Below are 15,021 nucleotides of genomic sequence, written 5' to 3' on the forward strand. Positions count from 1 at the left end.
GTTCCGGTATTTTGTAATAAAAAGACGTAGCTCCTCCTGTTGCTAATGAACGCAATCGCTGGCCTACAACCCCTCCAGAAACTCTTGAAATTCCTGGTTATCGAAATTACTCATGCCTTCCTGGTAAAAGACGATCTCTCCCTCAGGGCTCACCACCAGGGTAGTGGGGATCGCCTGGCTTTGTAGGGACGGATTAAGACCGTAGGCCGCATGAATAATCGGGAAGGAGAAACCTTTTTTTTCAACAAACTTCTTACTCTTAGTAAAATCATCGTCCAGGGCTATCATCAAAAAAGCGATCGAATCGTTATCCTGCACCTTATCGTACAAACTAGATATGTGCGGCATTTCAGCTCTGCAGGGCGGGCACCAGGTCGCCCAAAGGTTGATAAAAAGCGTTTTTCCCCGGAATTGTGAGAGTCCCACCCGATCGCCATCCGTATCAAGAAACTGACCGCTAAAATCAAAGGCTTCGTTGGTTTTGTTTTCCAAAAGCACCTTCGGTTGGATCAGCCCGGTCGCAAGCACTAAGGATTGCAGCCCGCCAACGATCGGAGTAATCAAACCCGTAAAATACAGGATGGCAAAGACTCCCAACATGATTGCCCAACTTTTTATTTCCTTTTTCCAGTCCATATGCATGAATATATACACAAATGTAAGGGTACTTCATCCTTCCTACGGTGACTTTTCATACAAAGTTTTTCTAACCAGATTATTTACTAGTTTTGCAAAAAAAATTGCATGAAACACGGACTCGCCCTGCTCCTCATTTTTGGTTTTTTTTCCACTGCATTTTCCCAAGTACACGTGGGATTGTATCAGGGAGGGATACTGAGCCATATTGGCGTAGGAACGGATGTAGAGAAGTCCTTTTTTGCCGAGGCCCGTCTGCTGGCAGGGGGAGAAGTGAATCCTTTTCTGGGCGTGGAAATCCTTGGTCACTACAACCTGCAAAAAACAAGCTGGTACAACCTGCATACCGGCTTGATGCTTGGATATTCCGAGTTGGATAATGGTAAAATTGGACTACCATTGGGTCTCAGTTTCAAGCCCATTGCAGCTCACCGGCAATTCGTACTGGTACTGGAGGGGACCCCATTCTACGAAAATACGCTTGCGATTCGGGCTTTGTTTGGGCTACGCTACACCTTTAGAAAGGACGAATAGACCGTGCTGTCCAACCCTCAAAAAGGGCGGAAGCGGTAGCATCATGGCCATTTTCTGCAAAAATCCGGTACAAAAAAGTCTTCTCATCGCGATAATCCTAACTGCGGGGATCGGCCCTAAAAAAACCCCTTCACTTTGGCAGCAAAGGGGTTTTTCCAGGACGCAACGCGCGCCGATTTTCAATCAATGAAAAGGTAGGTTACTCACTGATTCGCTGTCAATGTATCTCCAGGGTTTCAATGACCTCAGGAATATCCTGCGGAACCTGCACCACCTTGGGAATCACATCCGTTCCCGCCGCGTCCGAAATACCCAAGGGGCTATCCAGCGGGATAAATGGAGCGATCACAATGGACACAATAGAGGTAAGTTTGATCAGGATATTCATGGACGGACCGGAGGTATCTTTGAATGGATCACCCACTGTATCTCCAGTTACTGAGGCTTTATGGGGTTCGGAACCCTTATAGTACATTTCTCCATTTATTTCCACCCCTTTCTCAAAGGATTTTTTCGCGTTGTCCCAAGCACCGCCAGCATTATTTTGGAAGATTCCCATCAAGACACCCGACACCGTTACACCGGCCAACATGCCCCCCAATACTTCGTGCCCGAATAGAAACCCGACGATGATTGGGGACACCAGGGCAATGGCACCCGGGGCGACCATTTCCCGAATCGATGCTTTGGTAGAGATTTCCACACATTTTTCGTAATCCGGTTTGGTTTTGAATTCCATGATTCCAGGCATTTCTTTGAATTGCCTTCTCACCTCATTGACCATGTCCATGGCGGCCCGTCCCACCGCTGCTATTGCAAGGGAAGAAAAAATAAACGGAATCATGGCTCCCACAAAGAGGCCGGACAATACGTCCGCCTTGTAGATGTCTATGGTGGATATACCGGATATGCCCACATAAGCTGCAAATAAAGCCAGGGCGGTAAGGGCGGCAGAGGCAATCGCAAAACCTTTTCCGGTAGCAGCCGTGGTATTGCCTACGGCATCCAGAATATCGGTGCGTTCCCGAACCTCCTTTGGAAGCCCTGACATTTCGGCAATCCCCCCTGCATTGTCAGCGATTGGGCCAAATGCATCAATTGCCAGCTGCATGGCCGTAGTCGCCATCATACCGGCTGCGGCAATGGCCACCCCGTAAAGTCCTGCCGCCATGTAAGACGTGAAAATTCCGCCAGCCAATACCAAAATGGGCAAAACCGTAGATTGCATCCCCACTGCCAGACCCCCGATGATATTTGTCGCATGACCGGTGGAAGACTGCCGAATAATGGAGTTAACGGGACCTTTGCCCATGGCCGTGTAATGTTCGGTGATGATACTCATGAGCGCTCCCACGATCAGGCCAATGAACACCGCACCAAATACGCCCATTTTGGTAAACGGGATAGAATTCAGCCGGGACATCACCAGATCGCCTTCAGGCAACATGTACTGAATGACAAAAAAGGAAGCGGCTACGGTGAGCAGGATCGAAATCCAGTTCCCGCGGTTCAATGCGGCCTGCACGTTTCCTGTTTCGGAATTGATTTTAACAAAAAAGGTACCCACTATGGAAAATACCAATCCCAATCCGGCGATTACCAAGGGTAACAAAATCGGCGCAATCCCACCGAAATCGTCGTTACTGACAATTTCCCTTCCCAAAACCATGGAAGCAAGAATGGTGGCTACATAGGATCCGAAAAGATCGGCACCCATTCCCGCTACATCCCCTACGTTATCCCCCACATTATCTGCAATGGTAGCCGGGTTTCGGACATCGTCTTCGGGGATACCCGCTTCCACTTTCCCTACAAGGTCAGCGCCTACATCGGCCGCCTTCGTATAAATTCCTCCCCCAACGCGGGCAAAAAGCGCAATGGACTCCGCACCCAAAGAAAAGCCCGCCAGAACTTCCAGAGCCGTTTCCATTTCGTGACCGTTGACGCCTCCGCCGGCCGAAAGTACAAACATGTTGTAAAAGACGATGAACAAGCCGCCCATGCCCAAGACAGCAAGTCCGGCTACACCGAGCCCCATGACCGTTCCACCGGTAAACGAAACATTCAAGGCCTTGGCCAGGCTGGTCTTGGCTGCTTCCGTGGTTCTTACATTGGACTTTGTTGCTATCTTCATTCCCAGATAACCCGCAAACGCGGAAAGCACTGCGCCTATAATAAAAGAGACCGCGATCACTGGGCTGGAGTTGTCCAGCAAGGTGCCGGACCATCCCAAAATGATGGCCGCAATAATAACAAAATAGATCATTACCTTCCATTCGGCCTTCAAAAATGACATTGCGCCGTCGGCAATGTATCCGGCCAGCTCGACCATGTTCTTTTCACCGGAAGGTTGTCTGGTAACCCAGGCAGATTTTATGGCCATTACCACTAGCCCAACAATGCCCAAAAATGGGACCAAATAGAGAAATAATTGTTCCATATCAGCTATTAAAGAAATCTTTATTTTTTTTAATTTCGACAAAGATATTATTATTCCCAATCCTTTCAAGAAAGAAATGGTAAAAGATGCCAACGACTGCATCAAACCTGTTGCTTCTCATGTTTTTTCGCTATTTTCCTTGTTTATTTCCGGAATTCAACGAAATCACCTTGGGTTTCTGGCTTTTTGGCGAAGCTATTTGGTAAAAAGTACGTGTTCTTCTCTACTCAGGGGAGATTTACACCGCTAAAGCAATATCATTTGGGTTTTGTGAAAAAATAGTGCCTAATTTGATTCAAGACCTTCTCTGTTTTTCCCATGAAAAATCGGTATCAAAAATTTACATTTGTTCTGCTCTTCCTGCTCCAGCAAGTCCTTTCCCTGATGAGTATACCGGCCGCGATTGCACAGTCCACAGACAGCCTGAAACGGAAAGCCTATTTGGAAAACCTACTCGAGCTGAACCGCCCGCATCCGCTGCCCTCGGAACGGGCCCGAAATGTCTTTGCGTCTTTTGAACGGCTCAGCTTCAAAGACAGCACCTGGGCTGCCTGGCAACAACGAACGGGAGAGCTCCCCCGGATTTTTCCACGCTGCCCGACAGGCCCTTCCTTCCCGAGCTTTTGGTCGAAAACGAAGGAGGAAATAGCTCCCCGATTACCTCCCTCCCCCAATGGGAACGAAAACGGAAAAAAATCACCCAACAAGTTAAAGAACTTCTTTCCGGTACCTTTCCGGATCCTCCCAAAAACCTTACTGCAGAAATCAGGGAAGAGCGCATGGAAGGATCTATTCGTGTACAAACGGTGGTACTCCGATTTGGAACGCACCCGAAAGCGAAGCTGACGTTGGAGGTATTCCTCCCTGCGGGACCGGGGCCACATCCTGTTTTCATGAGCCAGTGGAACCACCGCGGATGGGTACAGATTGCTGTCAGAAGGGGCTACCTGGGAGTAATCTATGCAGGGGCAGATGTATTTGACGAAACCATCCATTACCAGGAAGTGTATCCGGAATACGATTGGTCGGCACTGATGACCCGAGCCTGGGCGGCCCACCGTGCGGTCGACTATCTGTACACGCTGCCCCAGGTGGATCGGGGAAAAATTGCACTCACCGGGCATTCCCGAAACGCCAAACTATCCTTATTCGCAGCAGCTTTTGACCCACGAATTACAGCCGTGATTAGCAGCAGCGGTGGCACGGGAGGTGAGATCCCCTACCGCTATACCGACGAACGACATGCGAACGAATCGATTGATTATCTGAACTCCATTCGTCCCCAGTGGTTTCACCCACGCCTACGTTTTTACAACGGCCGCGAACACAAGCTCCCTATCGATCAAAATTCCCTGATGGCCCTGATTGCACCCAATGCCTTACTGTTGAGTTCTTCAATCCGGGAAGCTGGCGGTGGCGATCCCTGGGCCATCGAGCAAACCTATGTTTCGCTAAAGGAACTGTATCGCTTTTTTGGCGTCCCGGAAAAAGTAAGCCTGCGTTTTCGGGATGGGAAACACGCGGTCGCAGCGCGCGACATTGAAAGCTACATCGACTGGCTGGATATCCAGTTTGGCAGGTCGGATAAGACCTGGGAAAACCAGCGGTACTACGCCTATGACTTTGATCAATGGAAACAAAACAAAAACCCGGCCGATACCGTCCCCAAAAGCCCTTTTCAACTTGCATCACTTCTACATGAACGTCCCGGCTCGGCGAGTACGCCTTTGGAGGATTGGCAAAAAGAGGTGCGAAAATGGACCCAGTGGACCTTAGGCCGGGAGCCGGAAGGCCTGGCTGCCTCCCCCATTGAGTCTTTGAGTACCCAGGCGGACTACATGGACCTGCTTTTGAACCGGCCGGAGGTTTCCAATGGAAGACGGCTAAATATCGCTCCCTATAACGCACTGGGCGACTACCAACACGGTGCCTTGTACCTGCCCGAGAAAAAGCAGGATGCTACCGAAAAAGCCATTCCAGTGGTGATTTACCTGCATAAATACATCAATACTGGTTTTGATGAATCGATGAACCCCTTTATCCGGGAATGCCTGGAGCGGGGAATGGCTGTATTTACCATGGACCTCCTTGGATACGGTAGCCGTATCGAGGAAGGAGCCTCCTTTTACGATCGGTATCCGCATTGGTCCAAAATGGGCAAAATGGTCAAAGACACCCGGGACGCCGTACGGGCGCTCCGGCAAGTGGAAGGGCTTGATGCTGACCGGATCTTTCTCGCGGGCTATGCGCTGGGAGGAACGATTGCCTTGTTTACGGCCGCTCTGGATGAAACGATAGCCGGTGTGGCGGTGGCCTCTGCCTTTACTCCCTTGCGCAGCGCCGATGCTTCAATGGAAGGAATCAAAGGGTATTCCCATCTGTATGGCCTTGTTCCGAATTGGGGATATTTCTCTGATGATCCTTCGGAAATACCCGTAGATTTTCCCGAAATCCTGTCGGCCATCCAACCGCGGCCACTATTGGTCATCAGCCCTGAACAGGACCGCCATGCCAGCCTGCGGGACATCAGCCAAAGCATGGAAATGCTGAAATCAATTGCTAAGAAACGAGGTCTGCCCGAGAACTCGCACCATTACGTACCTCCCGGGTTTAATCGTTTTGGATCCAGTTCCCAACACTACCTGATCGATTGGATTCACCAAAAGACCAAATAACCGATAACGACTATGAACTTGCTCAATGTATCCCTTCACCGACTGATTGCTGGCCTTTGTTGCCTGCTGTTTACCTTACCGGGTATTTGCCGCCAATCCGACTCCCCCGTCACCGAAAGGCTCAGCCTGGCAGTCTTTGACGTAGACGCTACACCTCCGGTGGGAAGCCTGCTGGCCTACGATCCGATGGACAAGAAGGACGATCTGGGCTTGAGAGCCAGAGGCATTGTTCTGATAGGAAGCGGATTACCTATTGTGTTGTGCTCGGTGGACTGGATAGGTATTGGAAACGAAAGCCAGGATGCTTTCAAAGCAAGACTCGCAAAGGCCGCATCCACCCTCCCCTCACGCGTGGCCATTCATACGGTCCATCAGCACGATGCCCCCATCAGTGACTGGGGTGCCGAACGGCTACTGGTCTCCGCGGGACTGGATGCAAACGCATTTGAAAGTACTTTCGACCGGGCTTTATTGAATAGGCTGGAGGAGGCCATCGAAAAAGCGGTAGGAGTAGCCCAACCCCTGACACATATCGGTACCGGCAAGGCCACAGTGGACAGGGTCGCTTCCAACCGCCGAATCAAAGGACCGGATGGCAAAATTCAGTACTCCCGAACCTCGTCCACCAAAGATCCAAAAATCAGGAATTTTCCGGAGGGACTGATTGATCCGGAAGTATCCCTGATCAGCTTTTGGAACGAAGAACAGCCGCTAGCGGTGCTCAGTTATTACGCCGTCCATCCGCAAAGTTATTACCTGACGCGTATTGCCAATCCGGACTTCCCCGGGATCGCCAGGTACCTGAGGCAGCTTGCCGTTCCGGAAGCCTTACACGTGCACTTTAACGGAGCTGGGGCAAATGTGACCGCAGGCAAATACAACGACGGTGCAAAAATAAATCGCAAGTTACTGGCCGAAAGACTGGCGGCCGGTATGGAACAAGCCTGGCGAAATACCACCAAGACAACGATCGAACCCCAATCGGTCCATTGGGCCCATGAAGACGTACTACTTCCTGCTAACGAAAAGGTTCCGGAAATTGCCCGGGAAATGTACCGGCAGCAGGCCCGGTGGCTCACCAATAACATGCAAAAACTAGCCTGGTACCACCGGCAGCAGCGAGGTAAAAAAATCTCCGTAAGCCGACTTTCCCTGGGGGATGCCCGAATCCTGCATCTGCCGGGAGAGCTTTTTGTAGAATACCAATTGGCGGCGAAAGCGGAACGCCCGGATCTTTTTGTGGCCATGGCAGCCTATGGAGATTATGGACCTTTTTATATAGGTACCTCAGCTGCTTATGCAGAGGGAGGGTATGAAATCAATGCAAGCCCGGTAACCGCGGCAGCCGAACCAATTTTGATGAAAGCCATCCGGAAACTATTACAGGATCCACCGACGGACTACGGCCAGTACAGTCCCTACCTGCATGAAAGCGAAACCAGCCTGCCTATTAAAACACTTGAGCAGTGGGAAGAAAAAAAACGCGCCTGGGAAAACAACCGGGCCGCAATCATGGGCACCCTACCCTCCCGGGAAAAACGTGTCCCCCCGGCCCTCACTTACCTGGATACCCTGACGGAGGACAGGTTTACGCGGTACCACGTATCCTTCCCTTCCGACGAACGAAATGAGGTCACCGCCTACCTGTACATTCCCCACGAAAGCAGGCTACGGCCTGCCATGCTGGCACTTCACAGTACCGGGGAACTGGGTAAAAAAATCGTGGACGGTCAGGGACCTCTTGCCAACCGGGCAATAGCAAGAGAACTGGCCGAGCGGGGCTATGTGGTAATGGCGCCGGACTACCCAGGATTTGGAGAGCAGGGAGAGCATGACTTCAGCACCGATGGTTTTCCCTCGGGTACCCTACTCGGCGTGTGGAACCACATGCGCTGCGTGGATGTGTTGACTCAATTGGAAGCGGTAGACCCCGACCGTATCGGAGTCATTGGGCATTCTCTGGGTGGTCACAATGCGCTTTTTGCGGCCGTACACGACAAACGCATCCGTGCAGTAGTGAGTAGTTGTGGCTGGACCCCTTTTGCCTATTACGATATTGGTGAAGCAGGCACGAAGCGCTATGGCGGTCGCCTGGGTCCCTGGGCCCAGGAAAAGTACATGCCCGCCATCCGTACGCAGCTACCGGATGCAGTGCTCCCTTTTGATTTTACAGATATTATTGCCTCAATCGCCCCCCGGCCGGTATTTACAAATGCACCACTGAGAGACAGCAACTTCAGCGTAGAAGGCGTGAAATCGGGCATTGAGGCAGTTCAACCGGTGTACTCCTGGCTCGGGTTTCCCGAACATCTCAAGGTCCGCTATCCGGATGCCGAACATGATTTTCCTCCCGGTGTAAGGAAAGAAGCCTATGCGTTTTTGGATGACTATTTTGGCTTTATCCCACAAAAAAAGCTGGCTTTTGAGTAGTCGATCCACGCTATCTTCCGCTTGCATAAAATGTTGCCTAGATCCGGTATTTGCCCTTAAAATAATTTTATTTTTTACATTTATATAAGATATTGGTAGTCAATACGAACACACTAACTTAATCCATGATACGATCCGCTATATCCCTATTCACCCTTTTTCTGTTACTCTTTGTCATCGGCGCCTGCGAGGACAGCAAGTATGCAGCATCGCTTAGCCCCGAAGCATCCATGGCTACCTTTGCTATTCACGAAGATTTTGACGTGCAGGTATTCGCTTCGGAGCCGCATATCATGGACCCGGTAGACCTGGTATTCGATGAAAACGGCATTGCCTATGCCGTCGAAATGCCCGATTACCCTTACAAACCCGAACCGGGTAAAGGTCAGGGAGTGATCAAAAAACTGATGGACACCGACGGGGACGGGCGTATTGATGCCTCCACGGTTTTTGCAGAGGGGATTGCGGACGCTACCAGCCTGATGCCCTGGAAGGGTGGTTTATTGGTGACGGCAGCTCCCTATATTTATTACATGAAGGATCTGGATGGAGACGGAAAAGCAGATCAGAAAGAGCAGATTTTTTCCGGCTTTTTTGAGAACAACTCCGAAGCACAGATAACCAACTTGCGCCTGGGAATTGACAATTGGATCTATGCAGCGAACAACGGGCAACGTAGTGAAGTCACCTATACAGAAAAACCGAATGCAGAGCCCTTAAACCTTCAGGGAGCTGATTTTCGTTTTCGATTGGATAAAGAAAAATTTGAAAAGGAAAGCGGGACCGCCCAGTTTGGGATGACCTTTGACGATTGGGGAAATAAGTTTTTTACCCAAAACACCCTTCATGTGCAACAGGCCGTCATTCCCCGCAGGTACCTGGAGCGACACGGGCACCTATCGAGCATGTCCGTTAATCACAACATCTCCGATCATGATTTCGAAATGTTTCAAATGACACCTCCTCCTTACTGGAGGGCCGAACGAACCGACCGTCGAAACAAGCAATATCAGGAGCAGCAGTTGGACCGGGTGGAGCATGCCGAGGATTATTTTACCGGTGCTTCCGGAGGCACCATATACGATGGAGGCGCCTTTCCTGAAGGATTCTATGGGAATCTTTTTACCGGAGACGTCGCCGGAAATCTGGTCCACCGGGATGTTATCGTAGCGGATCCGCAAGCACCTACGCAGATCGCCCGGCGAGCAGGTGAAGAGTCAGATCGGGAATTTATCGCTTCTACCGACCCTTGGTTCCGTCCGGCGGGGTTTACCGTGGGCCCGGACGGCTATTTATACCTTGTGGATTTTTACCGGCAGCACATCGAAACACCCGTGTCCATCCCCGATGACCTGAAAGAAGAAATGGATTTCATGAATGGCGCGGACAAGGGCAGGATTTACCGCATACTGCCAAAGCGTGCAGACAGTACACCGGCGAATTCCATTGACTTTTCGTCCATGGACGCCGAAACGCTGGTGGCACAATTGGCCCATCAAAATGGGTGGTGGAGAAGTACGGCACAGCGCCTTATTTTGGAAGAACCAAAGCAGGAATATATTCCTTTTCTGGAAGAGCTGGCGGCCGGAGAACAGCCCCAATCCAGGGTTCTAGCCCTGTATTTACTACAAACCATGAATGCCCTGGAGCAGCATATGGTAGAAAGTGCTTTGAAAAGCGACCATCCGGGACTGGTAAAAAACGCACTAATCCTGGCCGAGGACTATCCAGAGCTGCAAGGGGCAATTGCCGCAAAAACCACCGACCCCTCCCAAATGGTAGCCTTGCAAGCTATTTTAAGTCTGGGGAATTGGGAAGACGCGTTTGTTCGCGAAAACCTCGCAGCATCCTTGGTGGAAAAAGGCAGAAACAAATGGTTTCGCACCGCCATTTTGAGTTCAAACGCCGGTTCCGGACCCGAAATCTTAGCCATTCTGGATAAAGAGCACGGTTTTTTTGAGAATTCCGAAAGTTGGAAAAAAGACTATATCAATGAAGTAGCGCATATCCTTGGGGCAAAAGGCGAAGAGGAATCCATCAAATCGTATATGGATCTGCTTGCGTCCTTGCCGACTACGGTTCGGGATGAATGGCAAGGCGTGGCATTAGAGGGATTGCAAAAAGGGCTCGAACGATCAGCCAGTGGGCATTCCGACAGCCTGTCTTCACTCAAAACCCAATTGGAATCCACCTCAAACCCCTCAACTATTCAATTAAAGGAACTGGTAGCACTTCTTTGAAAATACCTTCCCATGACACGCAGAAAGACTATTACCTACTTACTCGGATCTACTGGCCTGCTGTATTTACTAGCCCAATGCGCACCGAAAAAAAAAGAGTACAGCCTGGAAGACATCACCGACTGCACCGACCTGACGGGGCTTGATCCGGCAGAGCTGGAAAAAAGGAAAAGTCTGGGCTATGAATCGGCTACACCTATCTCGGAAAATCGATGCGATAATTGCCAACTTTACCTACCCCCTACGCCAAAAAGAAAATGCGGAGGCTGCCAACTTTTCAAAGGGCCGGTAGAAGCGGGTGCCTACTGTACCTATTGGGCACCAAGGGTGGCATAGGGCCGGTGAATTGGTTTCGAAAACTAATGAATTGGCAAACAAATTGCATTTGAGGCTTGTTCTTTACATAAAACTCGAAACCATGGACAATTCGTTAACTCCCGTAGCCATAGTGACTGGCTTTCTGCTGATATATGTGGTTGCCGTCGCAGTCAATCTCAACACCGCTGTCATTTTATTGATGTTCTCCCTCTCACCGATCTTGATGATCTGGATGGTCATTCGGGTATTGAAAGCGGTCTTTGAGCCCGCGCACACCTTTGAAGAGAAGTGGTACGAAGACCAGTAAGCGCTCGTTCTCTAAAACGGTAGGAGAATGGTAATCTGCTGGTAAATGCCTATCTTTAATTCCAAATTCGTACCTGGCATTTTCTCGTTCTATCATGAAGCAACTTATCGTACTTATCGATTTTTCTCCCTACACGCCTGGATTGGTATCCCTTGCGTTTGAATGGGAGAAAGCGTACGGCTGTTCGTTGACCTTTGTTTACAAAGTACCCGGTCTGGTACCTACACTCTCCAGGGCCCCTGGCAAAGACCAAATCATTGATTTTGAGAAAAAAGAAGCACGGGCCAAATTTTTTGTGGAACTTGAAAAATTGGGCATTTCCAGAAAGGAACCAACTTTTCTGCCGATCAGCGAACCCCTGGTTCATTTTTTACAAGATAACACAACTTCTGAGGACATCCTGCTACTTGGATTGAAAGGTACCGGGTTTCTGAAAAAACTACTTGTGGGGAGTACGGCAACCGATATTATCAATCGGCTTGACCGGCTGATCATTGCCTTACCAAAAAGAATCGAGCAAAGTATTCCAAAAAAATTAGTCGTGGCCTGTCACGTAAAATACCCTATAAACGAGCAAGCCTTATTCTTTTTGCTACAAAGCATTGGAAATACCCTTTCGGAAATCGAACTGCTGAGCATCCTGGAAGATACCTCAGAACAGCAGGAAAGTGAGCGGTATCTGAACGGTCTCAAAGAAAAATTAAGCACCAACTATTCCTGTACGGTCTCGTTGTATCAAAATGTCGATGCCTTTGAAACGATAAAAGAGCGACTGCGGGGATTCCCTGACGATTACATTGTGCTCCAAAAAGGATCACGTACGCTGAACGACCAACTATTTAGAAATTTTTTTATCAGCGACCTGGTCCACGAAGGGGACACTCCCCTGATGGTACTCCCCAGCGAAGAATCCTAAGAGCAAATCGCTTACCTACCAGGGTGGCTGGGATGCACAAAAACAGGTATTTTTATTCGTCCGCCCGCAAAAGGCTTTTAAAATCCCTGAGCGTCGTCTGCGCATCGATGAGCAAGCACTCTAATCCCGCAATTTCTGCAAAATCCTCCAGGACTTCCACCGGCAGATTTTGGCTAAAACAGGTATGGTGAGCACCCCCCGCCAGAATCCACGCGGCACAAGCAATTTTAAAATCCGGAAGCGGCTGCCACATGGTTCGCGCTACGGGAAGCTTCGGTAGACCCTTGGGTGGGCGTACTGCCCGCACCTCGTTGACGAGTAAACGATAGGAACCGCCAAGATCAATAAGGGATGCATTCAGTGCCTTTCCCTCGCCGGCTGTAAACACCAACCGGACCGGATCGGCTTTTCCTCCTATTCCCAGCGGATGAATTTCACAACGTATCGGGCCTTCCGCCAGACTCTCGTCTACTTCCAGCATGTGGGCTCCAAGGACCAGCCCCCCCTGTTCCTGAAAATCATAGGTATAATCCTCCATGAACGCATTACCACCGGGCAAGCCCCTGCCCATTACCTTCATCGCACGAACCAGCGCCATGGTTTTCCAATCTCCTTCTCCCGCGTAGCCATAGCCTTTCCCCAGGAGCCGCTGCACCGCTATTCCGGGGAGTTGGTGCATGCCGTGCAGGTCTTCGAAGGTATTGGTAAAGCCCTTGTAGGAACCTTCTTGCAGAAACCGAAGCAAGCCCAACTCGATCCGAGCCGCTTCCAAAAGCGAGGAACGATACGCTCCGCCTTCCTTCAGTTTTTCATCCAGTACGTACCGCGATTCGTATTCCCTCACCAGTTCCGACACGGCCTGTCCCTCAATGCTGTCAATCTGCTGCACAAGATCTCCGACGGCATGGGTATTCACAGAAAACCCGAACTTAATTTCGGCGCTTACCTTATCTCCTTCGGTGACGGCGACCTGGCGCATATTGTCTCCGAAACGAACGAATTTTGCTTCTTGCCAGTCCATCCAACCCGCAGCTGCACGGCTCCAGCAATCAATCTCCTTATGAACCTGTGCATCTTTCCAGTGGCCTACCACTACTTTTCTTCGGATTTTCAGGCGGGTACAGATATGTCCAAATTCACGGTCTCCATGAGCACTTTGGTTGAGGTTCATGTAATCCATATCGATGGTGTCCCAGGGAATCGTCTCCCGGTATTGGGTATGCAGGTGAAGCAGGGGTTTTTGGAAAATTTTTAATCCATTGATCCACATCTTTGCGGGAGAAAATGTATGCATCCAGGCAATTACCCCTATACAGGAAACGTCGTTATTCGCTTCCTGGAAGGCTCTGGTAATTTCTTCCGTTCGGGTGACCACCGCTCTATACTCCACAGACACCGACAGGCCCGCAGAATCGTTCAAATACCCCGCTACAGTCTTCGCATGAGCGGTCACCTTGGCAAGCACTTCGGGTCCGTACAAATGTTGACTACCTGTAAACAACCATAGTTTAAGGGATTCGAACGGTTTCATTATTTTGGTTGGGATTTCTTAAATGTCATAATTACACCTAAATTTGAAAACAAAAAAAGAGAATAAAAAATAATTGCTAACTTTCTTGTGGAAGCAGTAACCTAGCGGAAGATCGGCCCACCGAAAAAAAGCCTTTCTGCCATGTATCCGATGGCTACTTTTGGAGTTCCGAAATTCCGGCGGGAGAACGACACAGTGTTTAACGATCGAAAGAAGATTATGAGCAAATACAAAGAGCTAAAAAGGGCTTGTTTTGAGGCAAACATGGCCTTACCGAAACTGAACCTTGTGGTGTATACCTTTGGGAACGTCAGTCAGGCAGACCCCAAGGCCGGTGTTTTTGCCATTAAGCCAAGTGGAGTCCCTTACGAAGAACTCAAAGCCGAGGACATGGTTGTGGTTGATTTTGAAAATCGGGTGGTCGAAGGGAAACTGCGGCCTTCTTCCGACACGCGCACCCATGGGTTTTTGTACCAGCAATGGGAGAAAATTGGGGGAATATGCCATACCCACTCTACCTTTGCCGTGTCCTGGGCCCAAGCCTTGCGTGATATCCCTATCTTTGGCACGACCCATGCCGATCACAATACCCGGGACATTCCCTGTGCCCCACCCATGGACGACAAGTTGATCGATGGCGATTACGAATACATGACCGGGCAACAAATTCTGGATTGCTTTCAAGAAAAAAAATTGTCTTACCAGGAAGTCGAAATGGTTTTGATTGGAAACCACGGACCTTTTACCTGGGGGAAAGATGCCAAAAAAGCCGTTTACAACAGCCGGGTGTTGGAAGAGATCGCCCGAATGGCCTACCTGACGTTGCAAATCAATCCGGAGGCACGCCCTTTAAAGGCCTCGCTGATAAAAAAGCACTACGATCGAAAGCACGGATCAAGCGCCTATTACGGACAAGAAGGCTGCTGACCGATTACCCTCATTAAAAAACCTCCGGAACAACGTTCCGGAGGTTTGAACACTTAAAAAAACCACC

At 49.9% G+C, this 15,021-nt stretch carries 12 protein-coding genes; 9 read left to right on the top strand and 3 right to left on the bottom strand.

Annotated features, from left to right (window positions below; genetic code table 11):
• Nucleotides 1-63: 63 nt before the first annotated feature.
• Nucleotides 64-636 (bottom strand): TlpA family protein disulfide reductase, encoded by a 573-nt coding sequence (locus ABWH99_RS18840; RefSeq protein WP_375583360.1) that lies wholly within the window; start codon nucleotides 634-636, stop codon nucleotides 64-66.
• A 108-nt stretch (nucleotides 637-744) separates the two neighbouring features.
• On the opposite strand from ABWH99_RS18840, the gene ABWH99_RS18845 reads away from it, so the two are divergent.
• Nucleotides 745-1,170 carry a hypothetical protein gene (locus ABWH99_RS18845; RefSeq protein WP_375583361.1) on the top strand — a complete coding sequence of 142 codons (426 nt, stop codon included), beginning with the start codon at nucleotides 745-747 and terminating at the stop codon, nucleotides 1,168-1,170.
• Nucleotides 1,171-1,387: 217 nt separating this feature from the next.
• On the opposite strand, the gene ABWH99_RS18850 is transcribed toward ABWH99_RS18845, so the two are convergent.
• Nucleotides 1,388-3,610: a sodium-translocating pyrophosphatase gene (locus ABWH99_RS18850; protein ID WP_375583362.1), complete on the bottom strand. Its 2,223-nt coding sequence runs from the start codon at nucleotides 3,608-3,610 to the stop codon at nucleotides 1,388-1,390.
• Nucleotides 3,611-3,928: 318 nt separating this feature from the next.
• Between ABWH99_RS18850 and ABWH99_RS18855 the strand changes: the two genes are divergently transcribed.
• From ABWH99_RS18855 to ABWH99_RS18885, 7 genes are all read left to right on the top strand, one after another.
• Nucleotides 3,929-4,456, top strand: a complete 528-nt coding sequence (locus ABWH99_RS18855) for a hypothetical protein (RefSeq protein ID WP_375583363.1) — start codon at nucleotides 3,929-3,931, stop codon at nucleotides 4,454-4,456.
• Between the two features lie 47 nt (nucleotides 4,457-4,503).
• A complete protein-coding gene (locus ABWH99_RS18860; RefSeq protein WP_375583364.1) occupies nucleotides 4,504-6,285 on the top strand; it encodes an alpha/beta fold hydrolase in 1,782 nt (593 codons plus the stop codon).
• Between the two features lie 12 nt (nucleotides 6,286-6,297).
• On the top strand, nucleotides 6,298-8,715 hold the full coding sequence (locus tag ABWH99_RS18865) for an alpha/beta hydrolase family protein (RefSeq protein ID WP_375583365.1): 2,418 nt from the start codon (nucleotides 6,298-6,300) through the stop codon (nucleotides 8,713-8,715).
• A 125-nt stretch (nucleotides 8,716-8,840) separates the two neighbouring features.
• Nucleotides 8,841-10,955 carry a PVC-type heme-binding CxxCH protein gene (locus ABWH99_RS18870; RefSeq protein ID WP_375583366.1) on the top strand — a complete coding sequence of 705 codons (2,115 nt, stop codon included), beginning with the start codon at nucleotides 8,841-8,843 and terminating at the stop codon, nucleotides 10,953-10,955.
• A gap of 12 nt (nucleotides 10,956-10,967) precedes the next feature.
• On the top strand, nucleotides 10,968-11,291 hold the full coding sequence (locus tag ABWH99_RS18875) for a high-potential iron-sulfur protein (RefSeq protein ID WP_375583367.1): 324 nt from the start codon (nucleotides 10,968-10,970) through the stop codon (nucleotides 11,289-11,291).
• 82 nt (nucleotides 11,292-11,373) lie between these two features.
• Complete coding sequence (locus ABWH99_RS18880; RefSeq protein ID WP_375583368.1) at nucleotides 11,374-11,580, top strand: hypothetical protein; 207 nt, start codon at nucleotides 11,374-11,376, stop codon at nucleotides 11,578-11,580.
• 94 nt (nucleotides 11,581-11,674) lie between these two features.
• Entirely contained in the window at nucleotides 11,675-12,496 is an 822-nt protein-coding gene (locus ABWH99_RS18885) for a hypothetical protein (protein WP_375583369.1), read from the top strand.
• A 52-nt stretch (nucleotides 12,497-12,548) separates the two neighbouring features.
• Here the strand turns inward: ABWH99_RS18885 and araA are convergent, their stop codons facing one another.
• Complete coding sequence (araA, locus tag ABWH99_RS18890) at nucleotides 12,549-14,027, bottom strand: L-arabinose isomerase (RefSeq protein WP_375583370.1); 1,479 nt, start codon at nucleotides 14,025-14,027, stop codon at nucleotides 12,549-12,551.
• A 219-nt stretch (nucleotides 14,028-14,246) separates the two neighbouring features.
• On the opposite strand from araA, the gene ABWH99_RS18895 reads away from it, so the two are divergent.
• Nucleotides 14,247-14,954 carry an L-ribulose-5-phosphate 4-epimerase gene (locus ABWH99_RS18895; RefSeq protein ID WP_375583371.1) on the top strand — a complete coding sequence of 236 codons (708 nt, stop codon included), beginning with the start codon at nucleotides 14,247-14,249 and terminating at the stop codon, nucleotides 14,952-14,954.
• The last annotated feature ends 67 nt before the right edge of the window (nucleotides 14,955-15,021 follow it).

Origin of the sequence: Cyclobacterium xiamenense (genome assembly GCF_042140265.1) — a bacterium.
Lineage (GTDB): Bacteria > Bacteroidota > Bacteroidia > Cytophagales > Cyclobacteriaceae > Cyclobacterium > Cyclobacterium xiamenense_A.